Origin of the sequence: Cryobacterium cheniae, assembly GCF_004403395.1 — a bacterium.
GTDB lineage: Bacteria > Actinomycetota > Actinomycetes > Actinomycetales > Microbacteriaceae > Cryobacterium > Cryobacterium cheniae.
This window is the reverse complement of the sequence record NZ_SOGN01000035.1, coordinates 152,771-169,075: the sequence shown is the minus strand read 5'-3', so window position 1 is coordinate 169,075 and position 16,305 is coordinate 152,771. Positions and strand designations below refer to the sequence as shown.

Sequence of the window (16,305 nt, the reverse complement as noted above, 5' to 3'; positions counted from 1 at the left end):
TGCAAGGAGACCCGACCATGAAGCCCAGGCCGTTGCCCGCAGATCCGATGATCGCGCAGCTAGTCCGTCAGGCCCGGGCGGCCACAATGGGCCGCCGAACTCTGCTCGCCGGTGCCGGTGGCGGGGCCGCAGCCCTCGCGCTCGCCGCCTGCTCCACCGGAAGCGCCACCAAGCCCACCGCCGCCCCGGACGAGTCCGACAGCAGCAAGCTCGTGCGCTGGGACAACTGGGCGCTCTACATCGACGTCGACGACGCCGGCAACTACCCCACCCTGGATGCGTTCACGGCCGAGACCGGGATCAAGGTCGAGTACACCGAGGCCGTCGACGACAACAACACCTACTTCGGCAAGGTCAAGGACCAGCTCGCCCTCGGCCAGGACATCGGCGCCGACGCGGTCTGCCTAACCGACTGGATGGTCGGCCGCTGGATCCGGTTCGGCTACACGCAGGAACTCGACCAGGCCAACATCCCCAACCTGAAGAACCTCATCCCGTCCCTGAAAGACGTGGGCTTCGATCCCGGCCGCAAGATGAGCGTGCCGTGGCAGGGTGGGTTCGCCGGCATCTGCTGGAACAAGGAGAAGCTGCCGAACGGCCTCGCGTCGGTGGAAGAACTGTGGGGCCCGGACCTCAAGGGCCGGGTCGGCGTTCTGTCCGAGATGCGCGACACCATGGGCCTGATCATGTCCGACATGGGCGTGGACATCGCCGGCGACTGGGGCGACGACGAGTACTTCGCCGCGATCGACATGCTGGAGAAGCAGGTCTCCGACGGCCAGGTGCGCAACATCAAGGGCAACGCCTATAAGGAAGACCTGATCAACGGGGACACCCTCGCCGCCATCGTCTGGTCCGGCGACATCGTGCAGCTGAACGCCGAGAACGGCGACAAATGGGAGTTCGTGGTTCCCGACAAGGGCGGCACCCTCTGGAACGACAACTTCCTGGTGCCGATCGGCTCCCCGCACAAGGCGAACGTCGAGAAGCTGATCGACTTCTACTACGACCCGGCCGTCGCCGCCGAGGTCGCCGCCTACGTGAACTACATCACACCCGTCGCCGGGGCCAAGGAGGCCGCCATGGCGATCGACCCCGAGCTCGCGAACAACCAGCTGATCTTCCCGGACGAGACGACCCTGGCCAAGGCTCGTGTCTTTCGCACCCTGACCGGTGCGGAAGAGCAGAAGTACGACGCCGCCTTCCAGGGCATCCTGCTGGGTTCGTAGGAATGAGCAGCGGAGAATTCGCCAGCGCGGGGGCAGACCTCGAACTGGTGGGCATCCAGAAGAGGTTCCCGGGCTTCACGGCCATCGAGCACCTCGACCTGAAGATCCCCGCCGGGTCGTTTTTCGCGCTGCTCGGCCCGTCCGGCTGCGGCAAGACCACGACGCTGCGTCTGGTGGCGGGCCTCGAGGAACCGACGAACGGGCGCATCCTGATCGGGGGCACGGATGTGACGCATCAGAAATCCTTCCAGCGTCCGGTCAACACGGTCTTCCAGAGTTATGCCCTTTTCCCGCACATGACCGTGCTGGAGAACGTCGCCTTCGGGCTGCGCCGCCGCCGCATCGACGACCCGGTTGCCAAGGCCCACGAGGCGCTCCGTCTGGTGGAACTGGACCACCTTGCGTCGCGCCGCCCGCAGCAGCTCTCCGGCGGGCAACAGCAGCGCGTGGCCCTCGCCCGCGCGATCGTCAACCGGCCGGCCCTGCTGCTGCTCGATGAGCCGCTCGGCGCGCTCGACCTGAAGCTGCGGCGCCAGATGCAGCTCGAGCTCAAGACCATCCAGGAGGAGGTCGGCCTCACCTTCCTGCACGTCACGCACGACCAGGAGGAGGCCATGACCATGGCCGACACGGTCGCGGTCATGAATAAGGGCCGGATCGAGCAGATGGGTGCCCCCGAAGAGCTCTACGAGCTGCCGCGCACGGCTTTCGTCGCCAACTTCCTCGGCCAGTCGAACCTGTTCACCGGTCCCGTGGTCGGCAGCACGAGTGAGGCCATCTCCGTGGACGTGGCCGGCCAGAAAATCGTGGTCCCGGCGGCGCGTGCTCACCGGCACACCGGCGAGGTGACCATCGGGGTGCGCCCGGAGAAACTGACCCTGCACGTGACCGAGCCCGTCGGCGACGTCGCCCGCAACACCATGGGCCCGGGCCGAGTGATCGACGTTTCGTTCAGCGGGGTGAGCACCCAGTACCTGGTCGAGGTCCCCGGCATCGGCACCCTGATCGTCTTTGCGCAGAACATGGCGTTCGGCCCCGTCGCCCACGAGGGTTCCGAGGTGTGGATGAGCTGGAACATCGAGCACGGGTTCGGGCTCGAGGACGACGCCTCCGCGGAGCCCCGGTTCGAGGCCGACGACACGACCCGGAGCATCGCGACCCAGAAACGCTCCTCCCTGCTCACGGAGCTTGAGGGAGCCTAGGGTGGCGTTCGCGGCGTTCTCCACCAGCACCAGCGCGCCCGAACCGGCACCGCGCCGGAAGAGCCCGATCGCGCTGCTCCTGCTGTTGCCGGGCATCCTCTACCTGGTGCTGTTCTTCCTCGCCCCACTCGTGTCGCTGCTGCTGACCTCGTTCCAGGCGCCTTCGGAGTTCGGCGACGTCGGACAGTACTCCTACGCCTTCCGGTGGGAGAACTACGTCGACGTGGTCGCGGCCTACTGGCCGCACATCATGCGCTCCTTCGGCTACGCGCTGATCGCCACCGTTCTGGCCCTGGTGTTCAGCTACCCGCTGGCCTACTTCATCGGGGTGAAGGCACGGCCCTGGCCGCTGCTGCAGAGCCTCATGCTGGTACTGGTGATCGCCCCCTTCTTCATCAGCTTCCTGCTGCGCACCCTGGCCTGGAAGCAGCTCCTGTCCGACGAATCGTTCGTGATCACCAGTCTCAAGGCCCTGTCCGTGCTGGGACCGGATGCCCATTTCACCGGCACTCCCTTCGCCGTCATCTTCGGGCTGACCTACAACTTCATCCCGTTCATGACCCTGCCGCTGTACACGACCCTCGAGCGGCTCGACCTGCGCTACCTCGAGGCCGGCAGCGACCTCTACGCGCGCCCGTTCGACGTGTTCCGCAAAATCACGATCCCACTGTCGATGCCCGGCATCGTGGCCGGCACCCTGTTGACTTTCATCCCCGCGGCCGGTGACTACATCAACGCCAGTCGCGACTTCCTCGGCGGGCCGGACACCCAGATGATCGGTAACGTGATCGAGGCCAACTTCCTGGTGCTGCAGAACTATCCGGCGGCGGCCGCGCTGTCGATCATCCTGATGTCGGTGATCCTGGTGATGGTGAGCGTCTACGTCAAACGTTCGGGCACGGAGGAGCTGCTGTGAAAATCTCCCTGGGCAAGTGGCTGCTGCCGCTCTACTCCCTGCTGGCGCTGATCTTCCTGATGGTGCCCATCGTCTACACGTTCGTGTTCTCGTTCAACGACTCGCTGAAGTCCAACATCACCTGGCGCGGGTTCACCTTCGACAAGTGGCTCAACGTGTGCCAGGTGCAGAACGGCGCCGTCTGCGAGGCGTTCGGCAACAGCATCCTGATCGGCGTGGTGGCCACGGTGGTCGCGACCACGCTCGGCACCATGATCGCGATCGCCCTGGTGCGGTACCGGTTCCGGTTCCGGGCAGAGACGAGCCTGCTCCTGTTCCTGCCGATGGCCACCCCGGAGGTCGTCCTCGGCGCCGGTCTGGCCGCTCAGTTCCTGTCCCTGGGCGTGCCGAAGGACATGTCCACGATCATCCTGGCGCACACCATGTTCTGCATCAGCTTCGTCGTGGTGACCGTCAAGGCGCGCGTCGCGGGCCTCGACCCCGCGCTCGAGGAGGCGGGCCGGGACCTCTACGGTTCGGCCGCCCAGGTGTTCGCCCGGATCACCTTCCCGCTGCTGCTGCCCGGTATCCTGGCGGCCGCCTTGCTCTCCTTCGCGCTGAGCTTCGACGACTTCATCATCACCAACTTCAACTCCGGCGCCGTCACCACGTTCCCCAAGTACATCTACGTGTCGGCCGCGCGGGGGATCCCGGCCGAGGCGAACGTGATCGCGTCGGCGGTGTTCATCTTCGCCCTGGTGATCGTGGTCACCGCGCAGGTGTCGCGGGCGGCCAAGGAGAAGCGGCTGGCGAAACAGGGCTGACCCGCCCAGATCCCGGCCCAGAATCCCGGCCCAGACTCCCGCCACAGACTCCCGGCACAGACTCCCGGGCCGATCCGTGTTTTCTGGTGTTGTCGGCTACACGAAGCTGGCGCGGATCTCCCCGACGGGGAGCCCGCCGCCCAGCACCGCGAGGTGCAGCTCGGGCAGGATGGCGTCGATGTCGGCGTGTGCGATCGCACCGGCATCCGCCAGCAGGCGCAGGGCCACGATGGCGGTCGCCCGCAGGCTGCCGTCGAGCATCTTGAGGGCAACCGTGGTGCCGTTGGCGGCGGAGGCCACGCAGATGCCCTCCGCGCCGGTCTTCACGAACAAGCCGAGGCGATCGATCACGACCGTGTCCGGCATGCCCGGTCCGGCGACGACCCAGCCGTTTTGACGCACGGCCTCGGCGAGGAAGCCGGCTTCGCGGTAGATCGCGAACGGCGAGTTCGACTTGGACGTGGCGATGCGGGCGATGCCGCGTGCCAGGGCGGTGAGGGAGAGCGCGTGAACCGGCGCGCCGCATCCGTCGATGCCGGTCGCCGACGGGCGTTCCCCAGTGAAGCGCTCGACCACGTCGAGAATGCGCTTCTGCAACGGATGCTCCGGCTCCAGGTATCCGGAAAGCGCCCAGCCGTTCTGCTGGCAGGCCACGAGCATCGCGGCGTGCTTGCCCGAACAGTTCATGTAGATCGGGGCCTTGCCGGCGCCCAGTCGCACCAGGGCGTCGCGGGCGGCGGAGTCGTCCGGCCAGGCCGCCGGGCAGGCGAGCGCCGTCTCGGGGATGCCGGCGCGGGCGAGGAGTCCGCGCACGAGGTCGGCGTGGCGCTGCGTGCCGGTGTGGCTGGCCGTGGCGATGGCCGCGTCTTCCCCGCGCAGGGTGACCCCGCTGGCCATCACTGCGATGGCCTGAAAGGGTTTCATCGACGAGCGCGGGAAGATCGGGGTGGTCACGTCGCCGAGGGCGCGGAGGACAGCGCCCTCGCTGGTGAGCACGACGGCGCTGCCCGCATGCCTCGATTCGACGAAGCCGCTGCGCTCGACCACGGCCAGTTCGACCGCATCGGACACGCTGAACGTCTGCCCGGCGTGCACGGGCAGCTCGAATGTCGTTGTCACTGTGGGTTCTGCGCGCTTAGAGCGCGGCGATGGCGTCGTCGATGACCGAGAGGGCATCGTTCAGGAGTGCGTCGCTCACGGCCAGGCTCGGCAGGAAGCGCAGCACGTTGCCGTAGGTGCCGGCGGTGAGCAGCAGCACGCCGTGCTGGGCGGCGTAGGCGGCGATGGACGACACGGCGGCCGCGTTCGGCGCCTTTTCCGTGTCACCGGTGCCCGGCTGCACGAGCTCGATCGCGATCATGGCGCCGCGGCCGCGGATCTCGCCGATGATGTCGTACTTCTCCTTGAGCGAACCGAGGCCGGCGCGCAGGGTGTTCTCGATGCGCACACCCTCGGCGAGCAGGTCATTGTTCTCGATCGACTCGAAGACCGCGATGGCCGCGGCGCAGGAGACCGGGTTTCCGCCGAAGGTTCCGCCGAGGCCGCCGGGCTGCGAGGAATCCATGATCTCGGCGCGACCGGTGACCGCGGCCAGCGGCATGCCGCCGGCGATGCCTTTGGCGGTGAGCACGAGGTCGGGGGTCCAGCCGAAGTGCTCGCTGGCGTAGTACTTGCCGGTGCGGGCCATGCCGCTCTGGATCTCGTCGGCGATCATCACGACGCCGTTCGCGGTGCACCAGGTCTGCAGGGCGGTGAAGTAGCCCTCGGCCGGAACCATGAAGCCGCCCTCACCCTGGATGGGCTCGACGACCAGGCAGGCCAGGTCGGTGGGTCCGACGACCTTCTCGAGGTACGCGATCGTGCGCGCCGCGGCATCCGCACCACTCAGACCGTCGTGATACGGGTAGGAGCTGGGAGCGTGGTAGACGTCGCTGGCGAGGGGGCCGTAGCCGGTCGCGTACGGCATGGCCTTGTAGTTCATGGCCATGGTCAGCACCGTGCGGCCGTGGTAGGCGTGGTCGAGCACGGCGACGGCGCGGCGGCCGGTGTGCTTGCGGGCGATCTTGACGCCGTTCTCGACGGCCTCGGCGCCCGAGTTGATCAGCACCGACTTCTTCGGGAAATCGCCGGGGGTGTGCTCGGCGAGAAGCTCGCAGACGCGCACGTATTCCTCGTAGGGCGTGATGGTGAAGAGGGTGTGGATGAAGTCCTGGGTCTGCTCGACCGCGGCGGCGACCACGCTGGTGTCGGTGTGGCCGATCGTGGTCACGCCGATGCCGGCGCCCAGGTCGATGAACTGGTTGCCGTCGACGTCGACGAGGATGGCGCCGTTCGCCTTCGCGATGTAGACGGGGAGAGCGGATGCGACGCCGCCGGAGACGACGGCGAGCCTGCGCTGCTGGAGTTCCGTCGAGCGCGGACCCGGGATCGCGGTCACGATCTTTCGTTCCTGCGGCACCGTGTAAACCGGGGCTGCGGAGGTGGACGGGGTGGTCGAGGGCGTCAGCGTGTCAGTCATGATGTGACCAGTTTACCGATCAGTGCGACGGGAGGCGCGGCGAATTGCTGCGACAATCGGTTCCCGGGCCGCGTAACGGCCTGTGGCGGCCGCGTACCGGCCCGCAAAACCGCGCAAATCGAAGGAGGCGCCGTGATCGGTGCACACCACTACGCCGTGAACATCGCCTGGACGGGCAATCGCGGCACCGGCACGAGCGGCTACCGGGACTACGGCCGGGACCACCTGATCACGGCCCCCGGCAAGGAATCGATCGGCGCATCGGCCGATCCGACCTTCCATGGTGACGCCGACCGGTGGAACCCGGAGGAACTGCTGCTCGCCGCGCTCAGCGAGTGCCACCTGATGAGCTACCTGCACGTGGCCGTGAAGCACGGGGTTCGGGTCGTCGCCTACACCGACGACGCGATCGGGTCCATGGCCCAGACGACGGATGGCGGCGGCCACTTCACCGAGGCGACCCTGCGACCGCGCGTGACGGTGTCCGATCCCGGCCAGGTCGAACTCGCGCAGTCTCTGCACGCCGAGGCCGCCCGGCTCTGCTTCATCGGCGCATCCGTGAACTTCCCGGTCGCGCACGAGCCGATCACGGTGGCCCTCACCACCTGACAGTCCCGCCACAAACTCGCCGAGGGGTGAGGCGCCGCGGGGGTGGCTACAGGCCGGAGAGGGCGGCGAGTGTCTCCTCGATCACGGAGGCGGCATCGTCGATCAGCGCCTCGGAGATGACGACCGACGGCATGATGCGCAGCACGGAGTCCCAGCTGCCGGCATCCAGAACGATGACGCCGTTGCTGGTCGCGTGCTTGATGATCGCGGTGAGGGCCTCGGGGTACGGCGTGGTCGTGCCCGGGTGAACGAGCTCCACCCCGAACATCGCGCCCTTGCCGCGCACGTCGCCCACGACCGAGAACCGCGTCGGCCAGTCGCCGATGCGCGCCCGCAGGGCCTTCTCGACGCGCCGCGCCTCGCCGAGCAGGTCGTCCCGCTCGATCAGGTCGAAGACAGCGAGGGCGGCCGCGGTGGAGACCGGGTTGCCGCCGAAGGTGCCGCCGATGCCGCCGGGCTGCACGGAGTCCATGATGTCGGCGCGGCCGGTGACGGCGGCGAGCGGGAACCCGCCGGCGATGCCCTTGGCCGTGGTGACGAGGTCCGGCACCACATCGTGGTGCTCGATGCCGTACCAGGCACCGGTGCGGGCGATGCCGGCCTGGATCTCGTCGGAGACGAAGACGATGCCGTTCTCGGTGCAGAACTCGCTCAGGCGCTTGAAGAAACCGGGGGCCGGGATGACGATTCCGCCGTCGCCCTGGATCGGCTCGATGAAGAAGGCCGCGATTTCGGTGGCACCGATGTGGGTGTTGATGTAGTCGATGGTCTTCTCGGCGGCCTCTTCGCCGGTCAGGCCGTCACGGTAGGGGTAGCTGGTCGGCACGCTGTAGATCTCGCCGGGGAAGGGTCCCATTCCGGCGCGCTCCGGCCAGGGGCGGTACGTCATCGCCATGGTCAGGTTGGTGCGACCGTGGAAGGCGTGGTCGAGCGCCACGATGGCGCGGCGGCCGGTGAACTTGCGGGCGATCTTCACCGCGTTCTCGACGGCTTCCGCACCGGTGTTCACCAGGATGGAGCGCTTCTCGAAATCACCGGGGGTGATCTCGGCGAGCTTCTCCGCGACGGCGACATAGTTCTCGTACGGGGTGACGGTGAACAGGGTGTGGGTGAGCTTGGCGGCCTGCGCGGCGGCGGCCGCGGCCACCTCGTCGTTCGCATGGCCGATGGTGGTCACGCCGATGCCGCAGCCGAGGTCGATGATCTGGTTGCCGTCCACGTCGACGAGGATCGCTCCCGCTCCTCGATCCATATAGATGTTCGCCAGCGTGCCCGCACCGCGGGACACCGCGCGCAGGCGGCGTTCCTGCAATTCGACCGACTTGGGGCCGGGAAGGGCGGTGACGAGCTTGCGCTCCTGGGGTACCGAATACTTGTCAGACATACTCCCAGCTTAGGTCGCGCCGGTTTCCGCGGTGTTGCCGGGGTGCCGGATGCTCAGCTCGGCCGGCCCGCAGGCGGCTAGACCCGCTCGCGCGGGAAGACCCGGTCGGCGATCTTCTGAAGCGTGCCCGAGGGCGGCGATTCGTTGTACGTGCCGGCCAATTCCTGACGCGACAGAGCGTGGATTGCGGCCATGATCTCGTCGGTCGCGCCGCGCCGCGCCTTGCCGGACTCCGCGGAGCCATGGCGGCGGAGGTCGAGGGGCTCTCCGAAGGCGACCGTGATCTTGCGGATGCGCGGGAATTTCGCGCCCACCGGCTGGATCTCCTGCGTGCCGATCAGCCCGACCGGAACCACGACGGCGCCCGTCGTGAGGGCGAGCCAGGCCACGCCGGTGCGGCCCTTGTACAGGCGTCCGTCGAGGGAACGGGTTCCTTCCGGGTAGATCGCGAACGCGCTGTCGGACTCGAGGATGTTGCGACCCGCGTCGAGCGCCTCCTGGGCGGCCTGCCCCGCGCCGCGTTCGACCCCGACCGCTCCGATCGAGGTGAAGAAGGTGCGCGAAATGAAACCCTTGAACCCGGTGCCGGTGAAGTAGGCGGACTTGGCCAGGAACTGCACGCGCCTGGGTGCGACCAGCGGAATGACGATGCTGTCGATGAACGACAGGTGGTTGCTGGCCAGGATGACCGGGCCGGTGCGCGGGATGTTCTCCCGGCCGGTGATGGTGGGGCGGAAGACCAGGCGGGCGATCGGCGCCATGATGCCGTAACCGAGGAAGTAGACGAATCCGGGGCGTTTCGTTGGCTCCGACTCCTCCGCCGACAGGTCGACGGGAGGAACATCGTGTGAATCTTCTGTGGCGCCGGTCATCCGTTGACCTTACCGCCACGGTTCGCTCCGGCACGAAAGGCGGCGGTGTCGCCTAAAATTGTAGGATGCGCAGACGAGTAGTAATTCTCGGGTCGACCGGCTCGATCGGAACCCAGGCCCTCGACGTCATCCGGAGAAACCCGACCTGGTTCGAGGTGGTCGGGCTCTCCGCCGGCAGCAATCGAGCGCTCCTTGACGAGCAGGCGACCCAGTTCGAGGTCGAGCACACGGCGCTCGGCGCCGACGAGGCCGAAGAACTCGTGCGCGACGTGGAGGCCGACGTCGTCCTCAACGGCATCACCGGGTCCGTGGGCCTCGGGCCGACGCTCGCCGCCCTGCGAGCCGGGCGCACGCTCGCGCTGGCCAACAAGGAATCGCTCATCGTCGGTGGCGACCTCGTGAAATCGCTGGCGGCGCCGGGGCAGATCGTGCCGGTCGACTCCGAACACTCCGCCATCGCGCAGGCGCTTCGGTCGGGAACGGCCGGGGAGGTGCGCCGCCTGGTGCTGACGGCATCCGGGGGGCCGTTCCGCGGCCGTCGACGCGGGCAGCTCGCGGACGTCACGCCGGCGGAGGCGCTCGCGCACCCCACCTGGGACATGGGGCTCGTCGTCACGACCAACTCGGCCACCCTCGTCAACAAGGGCCTCGAGGTGATCGAGGCGCACCTTCTGTTCGACATCGGGTACGAGCACATCGATGTGGTCGTGCACCCGCAGTCCGTGGTGCACTCCATGGTCGAGTTCATCGACGGATCGACGATCGCCCAGGCGTCGCCGCCGGACATGCGTCTGCCGATCTCGATCGGGCTGGACTGGCCGAACCGCGTCGCGGCGGTCGGTACCCCGATCGACTGGACCGTACCGCACAACTGGACCTTCGAACCCCTCGACGAGACGGCTTTCCCGGCCGTCGACCTGGCCAAACAGGTGGGGCGCGCGGGCGGCACCTACCCGGCGGTGTTCAACGCGGCGAACGAGCAGGCCGTGGCGGCGTTCCATGCCGGCGCCATCGGGTTCCTGGACATCGTCGACACCATCCAGCGTGTCGTCGAACGGCACGAGCAGGACGGCCCGCTCACGCGCGAGTCGCTGGCCGGCGCCGAGGACTGGGCCCGAGCCTCGGCGGACAAGTTTCTCGCTCGCTGAGCCGTCGGGGGCCGACCATGTGGAGCGACCGGTCAGGTCGTGACCGTCGAGCCGCGGTAGCTGTCCGCGGTCGTTGCAAGGGCGTCCGTCCACGGGGTCTTGACGATGCCGAGCTCGCGCTCGGTCTCGGCTGAGTCGATGATGTACGGCATTCGGAACTGGTAGCTCGAGGCCCAGATCTCGTGCATCATCGGGTTCAGCGTGCCGAGTGATTTGAGCAGCCACTGCGGGTAGCCCGCCGCTTTGCCGTGCGTGCCGTAGCGGCGGTTGAGCTGGTCGACGATGTCGTTGCGGGTGACGGCCGTGCTCGGCACGTGCCAGAGCCGGCCCCACGCGCCCGGATAGTCGGCGGCGGCGACCAGGGTTGTCACGATATCGGGCAGATAACTCCAGCTGTGCACGCGCCCGGGCTGGCCCACGACCCGGGCGGTCTTCGACTCCAGGATGGCGGTGAAGAACCGGTCGTCGAGGTGCGCCGTGCCGACGACGCCCGGCCCGAAATAGTCGCTCGCCCGCACCTCGACGGCCCTGACGGCGCCGCGATCGTGCGCGTCCCGCACCCGGTGCCAGGCGTTCTTCCGCACGAGCCCTTTGGTCTCGGTGGTCGTCTCCGGCGAATGCTCGGTCATCGGCTCCGTCGGCGACCCGTACGGGTAGAGGTTGCCCATCACGACAAGGCCGGCCCCGGTGACGGATGCCGCCTCGATTGCCGCGTCGATGACCGGCGGCCACTGGGTGGGCCAGTCGGTGTACCGCGGGTTGATGCACAGGAAGATCGTCGACATGCCCCTTGCCGCCCGCGTGAAGGCCGGGGCGTCGCCGGCGTTCAGCACGATCGACTCCGCCCCCGGGACCGCCGCGCCGGAGCGGGTTCCGACGAGGACCCGGTCGCCTCGCTTCGCCAGGCGCTCGGCGAGCGGGCGTCCGATCAGGCCGGCACCGACGACCAGCTGCTGGCGCATGAATCCTCCCGGGTGAAGTCGACGCTGGTCGACTCTGCTAGTCGACTCCGCTAGTCGACTCCGCTAGTCGTCGCAGTCGTCGTCGTCCTTCTTCTTGCACTTACCGTTGTCCTTGTCGTCGCCCTTGTCAACGGATGCCGGTGCCTCGCTCGGAGCCGGAGCCGGCTCCACGGTCGGTTCGGGCCGACTCGCCTCGATCGCCGAGACCAGGTCGGCGGACACCAGGTTGAGGGCCGACTGGATCTCGGCCGCCCGGGCAGCGCTCACCTGATCCGCGGCGGCCGCGGTCAGCAGGTCGGCCTGGACGGCCTCGAGCGCGTCATGGGCGGCGGCGAAGTCGCCCGCCGCGGCGGCCGCCGTGACGTTCTGCACACCGGTCTGCAACTGGGTGGCGGTGCTCTGCTGCAGGTCCGGAGGCGTGTTCGAACATCCGGTCAGGGCCGACGCGACGAGCACGACCGCGGCCACCGCGATGGTCAGGCGGGCTCGGGGCATCATGGTGTCACGCTTTCCTGGAGTTGCTTCAGATTGGTGCCGAGAGACCCGTCGACGGCCGGGTAGGTGGCGGTCGGCGCGGCCGGTTCGGCCACCCGCGGGACGAAGACCACCACGGCGAGCAGAACGAGCGCGGCCAGGACTCCCAGGGCGACGAGCAACCGGGGGCGGCGCCGCGCGGGCGTCGCCGCGGCTGTACGGGCGCTGCCCGGAGACCGTTCGGCGGCGCTGCCCGGTGAGCGCGCCGGACCGCCGACCGGGGTCAGGAACTCGGTGGGGGCATCCGCGCCCGGGTTCGGGGCCGCCATGACCTTTGTGGCGGCCCCGACGGCCGTGGGGGAGAGGGGCTCCGGTGTGGCGAAGACAGCGGTGGGGTCGAGGGTTTCGGACGTGCCGAGAACCTCTGTGGGGGCCAGGGTCTCGGCGGCATCCAGGACGGCGGTGGGTTCCAGAATCTCGGTTGAACCCAGAACTTCGGTTGAACCCAGAACTTCGGTGGGCGCCAGCCGCTCGGTGGCCCCCATCGCCGAGGTCGCCCCCATGACTGCCGTGGCCTCGTCCGGGCGCGACCCGCTGACCAGACGTCGCAGCTGAACGGCCGCGTCGCCCGCGCTGAGCCGATCGGCGGGATCGCGGACGGTCATGCCGTGCAGGACGGCGGCCCAGCCCTGGCCGAGTTCGGCCGGGATATGTGGCTCGCGCTGCAGTCTGGCCATGGCCGACTCGATCGCCGTTCCGGTGAAGGCGCGCTCGCCGGTGAGGCATTCGAGCAGCACGAGCCCGAGCGAGTAGACGTCGCTGGGCGGGCCGATCGTGCTGCCGAGGGCCTGCTCCGGGCTGAGGTAGCCGGCCGTGCCGAGCAGAGACCCGGTCACGGTGAGGCGGGTCGCGTCGAAGAGGCGGGCGATGCCGAAGTCGGCGAGTTTGGCATGCATGCCGCGGCCGGGGAAGCCCGACGGGGCGAGCAGCACGTTCGCCGGCTTGATGTCGCGGTGGATGATGCCCCGCGCGTGCACATAGTGCAGCGCCTCGGCGAGATCGGCGCCCATGGCTGCCACCTCGTCGGGGTTCATGGTCCCTCCGGCGATCTTGCTGCGCAGGTCCGTGCCGTCCACGAGTTCCATCACGATGAAGGTGCGCGAGACGCCGTCGATCACGGCGGTGCCGGCGTCGAACAGGGTGACGAGGGCGAAGTGGTTGAGGCTCGCGAGCACCGTGACCTCACCGCTCTGGCGTTCCGGCCCGGCATCGTCGGCGGTGTCGAGGCGGAACAGCTTCACGGCGACCGTGCGCCCCAGAAAGAGATCGGTGGCCCGGTAGACGGATGCCATCCCGCCCGTACCGAGGAGAGCATCGATCCGAAAACGGTCGGCCAGGCTGATGCCGATGGGGCCGACGGTGGATTGCTTGGACAGAGGGGACCTCCTCGTGGATCCGAAAGTCAAGCAAAGCACACCTTGTCGGGAGAACAGCCAGCGCCCTCGCAGGGTGGAGTGGGTAATCTACGACTGTGGAAACCGTGCTGCTGTATATTCTGGGCGTTCTGATCGTCGTGGTCGGCCTTGCCCTGTCCATCGGACTGCACGAGATCGGCCACCTGCTTCCCGCCAAGCTCTTCGGCGTCAAGGTCACCCAGTACATGATCGGTTTCGGCCCCACCCTGTGGTCCCGCCGCAAGGGTGAGACCGAATACGGCGTGAAGGCCATCCCGCTCGGCGGCTATATCGCCATGATCGGCATGTTCCCGCCGGCCAAAAAAGGCGGCAAGGTGCAGGCATCCAGCACCGGCTTCTTCAACCAGCTCGTGCAGGAGGGGGCTCCGGAGAAGAAGCCCAGCGCCATGGCGACGATGGTCGACGACGCCCGCCAGTCCAGCGCCGACACCATCGGCGAGGGCGAGGACCACCGCGCGTTCTACCGCCTGCCCGTCGCCAAGCGGGTCATCATCATGCTCGGCGGGCCCACGATGAACCTCCTGATCGCGGTCGTTCTGTTCGCCGTGCTCCTGATGGGCTTCGGAACGGCAGAGGCCAGCACCACCGTCGGCAGCGTGTCCGAGTGCGTGCTCCCGGCCACGAGCACCCGCCAGACCTGCGAACCCACCGATGAGAAAGCGCCCGGCGCCGCGGCCGGCCTCAAACCGGGCGACCGCCTGGTCAGCGTGAACGGCACCCCCATCGACAGCTGGGACCAGTCCACCGAGATCATTCGCGAGTCGCCCGGCATCCCGCTCGCCGTCGTCGTCGAACGCGGCGACAGCCAGCAGACCCTGAGCATCACCCCGAAACTCACCGAACGCTACGTGATGGAAGCCGACGGCCAGATCGAAGAGGATGCCGCCGGCGAGCCGCTGACCCAGGAGGTCGGCTTCGTCGGAATCGGCCCGGCGGGCGAGCTCGTGCCGCAGCCGGCGACCGCGGTGCTGCCCGCGGTGGGCGAGAACATCAATGCTGTCGTGCACATGATCGCGAACCTGCCGCAGCGCATGATCGACATCGCCAATGCGGCCTTCGGACCGGGGGAGCGCGACCCGAACGGCCCGATCAGCGTGGTCGGGGTCGGCCGCGTCGCCGGCGAGATCGCCAGCATCGACGCCATCCCGGTGAACAGCAAGGTCGCGAGCATGCTGGGGCTCCTGGCCTCGCTCAACGTGGCCCTGTTCGTGTTCAACCTGGTGCCGCTGATGCCGCTCGACGGCGGACACGTCGCCGGCGCGCTCTGGGAAGGGCTGCGGCGCCGGATCGCCAAGCTGTTCAAACGCCCCGACCCTGGCCCCGTCGACACGGCGAAACTGATGCCGCTCACCTTCGCCGTCGTGGTCGTGCTGGGCGGGATGAGCCTGCTGCTCATCTACGCCGACATCGTGAAACCGATCGACATCTTCGGCTGAGCTGCGCTGACCGGCGGCTCCTGCTAGCGGGAGAGCAGCAGCGCCTCACCCTGGCCGCCACCGCCGCAGAGGGCGACGGCGGCCTTGCCGGTGCCGCGCCGGGCCAGTTCGAGCGCCGCGTGCAGGGCGAGGCGGCCGCCCGATGCCCCGATCGGATGCCCGAGGGCGATCGCGCCGCCGTGGATGTTGACCCGGTCGGGGGAGAGGCCGAGCTCCCGGGTCGACTCCAAGGACACCGCGGCGAAGGCCTCGTTGATCTCGACCAGGTCGAGCTCGTCGACCGTCCAGCCCTGGCGTGCCAGCGCCCGGTGGATCGCGTTCGCCGGCTGGGAGTGCAGGGAGTTGTCCGGTCCGGCGACCTGGCCGGAGGCCTCCACCACCGCCAGCCAGCTCAGCCCGTGCTCCTCGGCGTAGCGGCGGCTGCACAAAACGAGTGCGCTGGCGCCGTCGCTCAGCGGCGAGGAGTTGCCGGCCGTGACCGTGCCGTCCGGGGCGAATGCCGGGCGCAGCCGGCTGAGCGTCTCCGTGGTGCTGTCGCCGCGCACCCCCTCGTCGGTGTCGACCAGCAGCGGTTCACCCTTCCGCTGCGGAACGCTGATCGGAGTGATCTCGTCGTCGAAGACGCCGTTCGCGGCGGCGGCGGCCGCGCGCTGGTGCGAGGACGCCGCGATGGCATCCTGGTCCACGCGTTGCAGGCCGAGACGGCCGTTGACATGCTCGGTGGAGAGGCCCATGGAGAGGCCGTCGAAGGCATCCGTCAGCCCGTCGTGCGCGGCGTGGTCGAGCATGGCGACACTCCCATAGGCCCAACCCGTGCGGGACCCGGGCAGCAGGTGCGGTGCGTTCGACATCGATTCCTGCCCACCCGCCACGACGACATCCACTTCACCGAGACGGATGAGCCGGGCCGCGTCGATCACGGCGGCCAGTCCCGAGAGACACACCTTGTTGAGGGTCATCGCCGGAACGTTCCAGGGGATGCCGGCGCCGATGGCGCTCTGCCGGGCCGGGTTCTGGCCGGAGCCGGCCTGCAGAACCTGGCCCATCAGCACGAACTCCACCTGGTCGGGCGCGACGCCGGCGCGGGCGAGCGCACCGGTGATGGCGGCGGTGCCCAGGTGCACGGCGGTGAGGCCGGAGAGCCCGCCGTTCACGCGGCCCTGCGGAGTGCGCGAGCCCGCGAGGATGACGACGTCATTGTCGTTCACGGCAGTGGTGTTCATGGTCTGGCTCCTTTGTCGGGCCGATCGGGGTGTTGTGACGCGTTTCGGCGGGGT

At 68.6% G+C, this 16,305-nt stretch carries 15 protein-coding genes; 7 read left to right on the top strand and 8 right to left on the bottom strand.

Annotated elements, in window-relative coordinates; genetic code table 11:
• The first annotated feature begins 17 nt into the window (after window positions 1–17).
• From E3T23_RS07155 to E3T23_RS07140, 4 genes are read left to right on the top strand one after another with little or no spacing between them, the layout of a single operon-like run.
• Entirely contained in the window at window positions 18–1,229 is a 1,212-nt protein-coding gene (locus E3T23_RS07155) for an ABC transporter substrate-binding protein (protein ID WP_134369678.1), read from the top strand.
• A gap of 2 nt (window positions 1,230–1,231) precedes the next feature.
• Window positions 1,232–2,431: an ABC transporter ATP-binding protein gene (locus E3T23_RS07150; protein ID WP_134369677.1), complete on the top strand. Its 1,200-nt coding sequence runs from the start codon at window positions 1,232–1,234 to the stop codon at window positions 2,429–2,431.
• A 1-nt stretch (window position 2,432) separates the two neighbouring features.
• A complete protein-coding gene (locus E3T23_RS07145; protein WP_134369676.1) occupies window positions 2,433–3,347 on the top strand; it encodes an ABC transporter permease in 915 nt (304 codons plus the stop codon).
• Window positions 3,344–4,150 carry an ABC transporter permease gene (locus E3T23_RS07140; RefSeq protein WP_174843851.1) on the top strand — a complete coding sequence of 269 codons (807 nt, stop codon included), beginning with the start codon at window positions 3,344–3,346 and terminating at the stop codon, window positions 4,148–4,150. The genes E3T23_RS07145 and E3T23_RS07140 overlap by 4 nt, the downstream gene beginning before the upstream one ends.
• A 96-nt stretch (window positions 4,151–4,246) precedes the next feature.
• Here the strand turns inward: E3T23_RS07140 and E3T23_RS07135 are convergent, their stop codons facing one another.
• Together E3T23_RS07135 and gabT are read right to left on the bottom strand one after the other, a co-directional pair.
• Window positions 4,247–5,269: an asparaginase gene (locus E3T23_RS07135; RefSeq protein ID WP_241977697.1), complete on the bottom strand. Its 1,023-nt coding sequence runs from the start codon at window positions 5,267–5,269 to the stop codon at window positions 4,247–4,249.
• 16 nt (window positions 5,270–5,285) lie between these two features.
• Window positions 5,286–6,668 (bottom strand): 4-aminobutyrate--2-oxoglutarate transaminase, encoded by a 1,383-nt coding sequence (gene gabT, locus E3T23_RS07130; protein ID WP_134369674.1) that lies wholly within the window; start codon window positions 6,666–6,668, stop codon window positions 5,286–5,288.
• Between the two features lie 132 nt (window positions 6,669–6,800).
• Between gabT and E3T23_RS07125 the strand changes: the two genes are divergently transcribed.
• Window positions 6,801–7,277: an OsmC family protein gene (locus E3T23_RS07125; RefSeq protein ID WP_134369673.1), complete on the top strand. Its 477-nt coding sequence runs from the start codon at window positions 6,801–6,803 to the stop codon at window positions 7,275–7,277.
• A 46-nt stretch (window positions 7,278–7,323) separates the two neighbouring features.
• Here the strand turns inward: E3T23_RS07125 and E3T23_RS07120 are convergent, their stop codons facing one another.
• Window positions 7,324–8,661, bottom strand: coding sequence for an aminotransferase class III-fold pyridoxal phosphate-dependent enzyme (locus E3T23_RS07120; RefSeq protein WP_134369672.1), 1,338 nt, complete (start codon window positions 8,659–8,661; stop codon window positions 7,324–7,326).
• Window positions 8,662–8,738: 77 nt separating this feature from the next.
• A complete protein-coding gene (locus E3T23_RS07115; protein WP_134369671.1) occupies window positions 8,739–9,533 on the bottom strand; it encodes a lysophospholipid acyltransferase family protein in 795 nt (264 codons plus the stop codon).
• 65 nt (window positions 9,534–9,598) lie between these two features.
• On the opposite strand from E3T23_RS07115, the gene dxr reads away from it, so the two are divergent.
• Window positions 9,599–10,681 (top strand): 1-deoxy-D-xylulose-5-phosphate reductoisomerase, encoded by a 1,083-nt coding sequence (gene dxr, locus E3T23_RS07110; protein WP_134369670.1) that lies wholly within the window; start codon window positions 9,599–9,601, stop codon window positions 10,679–10,681.
• Between the two features lie 32 nt (window positions 10,682–10,713).
• On the opposite strand, the gene E3T23_RS07105 is transcribed toward dxr, so the two are convergent.
• The 3 genes from E3T23_RS07105 to E3T23_RS07095 all read right to left on the bottom strand — a co-directional run bounded on the left by E3T23_RS07105 (window position 10,714) and on the right by E3T23_RS07095 (window position 13,583).
• A complete protein-coding gene (locus E3T23_RS07105; protein WP_134369669.1) occupies window positions 10,714–11,643 on the bottom strand; it encodes a Rossmann-fold NAD(P)-binding domain-containing protein in 930 nt (309 codons plus the stop codon).
• Window positions 11,644–11,706: 63 nt separating this feature from the next.
• Window positions 11,707–12,141 carry a hypothetical protein gene (locus tag E3T23_RS07100; RefSeq protein ID WP_134369668.1) on the bottom strand — a complete coding sequence of 145 codons (435 nt, stop codon included), beginning with the start codon at window positions 12,139–12,141 and terminating at the stop codon, window positions 11,707–11,709.
• Window positions 12,138–13,583 (bottom strand): serine/threonine-protein kinase, encoded by a 1,446-nt coding sequence (locus E3T23_RS07095; protein WP_134369667.1) that lies wholly within the window; start codon window positions 13,581–13,583, stop codon window positions 12,138–12,140. Before E3T23_RS07095 ends, E3T23_RS07100 begins: the two co-directional genes overlap by 4 nt.
• Before the next feature lie 65 nt (window positions 13,584–13,648).
• Between E3T23_RS07095 and E3T23_RS07090 the strand changes: the two genes are divergently transcribed.
• The gene (locus E3T23_RS07090) at window positions 13,649–15,028 is read left to right on the top strand and encodes a M50 family metallopeptidase (RefSeq protein ID WP_166806229.1); all 1,380 of its coding nucleotides are present in this window, start codon (window positions 13,649–13,651) and stop codon (window positions 15,026–15,028) included.
• 23 nt (window positions 15,029–15,051) lie between these two features.
• Here the strand turns inward: E3T23_RS07090 and E3T23_RS07085 are convergent, their stop codons facing one another.
• Window positions 15,052–16,251, bottom strand: coding sequence for an acetyl-CoA C-acetyltransferase (locus tag E3T23_RS07085; RefSeq protein WP_134369666.1), 1,200 nt, complete (start codon window positions 16,249–16,251; stop codon window positions 15,052–15,054).
• Between the last annotated feature and the right edge of the window lie 54 nt (window positions 16,252–16,305).

Bases quoted from the DNA above. Each gene is read 5' to 3' on its own strand.
- E3T23_RS07120 (WP_134369672.1), bottom strand. From the start codon at position 8,661: ATGTCTGACAAGTATTCGGTACCCCAGGAGCGCAAGCTCGTCACCGCC.
- gabT (WP_134369674.1), bottom strand. From the start codon at position 6,668: ATGACTGACACGCTGACGCCCTCGACCACCCCGTCCACCTCCGCAGCC.
- E3T23_RS07115 (WP_134369671.1), bottom strand. From the start codon at position 9,533: ATGACCGGCGCCACAGAAGATTCACACGATGTTCCTCCCGTCGACCTG.
- E3T23_RS07105 (WP_134369669.1), bottom strand. From the start codon at position 11,643: ATGCGCCAGCAGCTGGTCGTCGGTGCCGGCCTGATCGGACGCCCGCTC.
- E3T23_RS07150 (WP_134369677.1), top strand. From the start codon at position 1,232: ATGAGCAGCGGAGAATTCGCCAGCGCGGGGGCAGACCTCGAACTGGTG.
- E3T23_RS07100 (WP_134369668.1), bottom strand. From the start codon at position 12,141: ATGATGCCCCGAGCCCGCCTGACCATCGCGGTGGCCGCGGTCGTGCTC.
- E3T23_RS07155 (WP_134369678.1), top strand. From the start codon at position 18: ATGAAGCCCAGGCCGTTGCCCGCAGATCCGATGATCGCGCAGCTAGTC.
- dxr (WP_134369670.1), top strand. From the start codon at position 9,599: ATGCGCAGACGAGTAGTAATTCTCGGGTCGACCGGCTCGATCGGAACC.
- E3T23_RS07085 (WP_134369666.1), bottom strand. From the start codon at position 16,251: ATGAACACCACTGCCGTGAACGACAATGACGTCGTCATCCTCGCGGGC.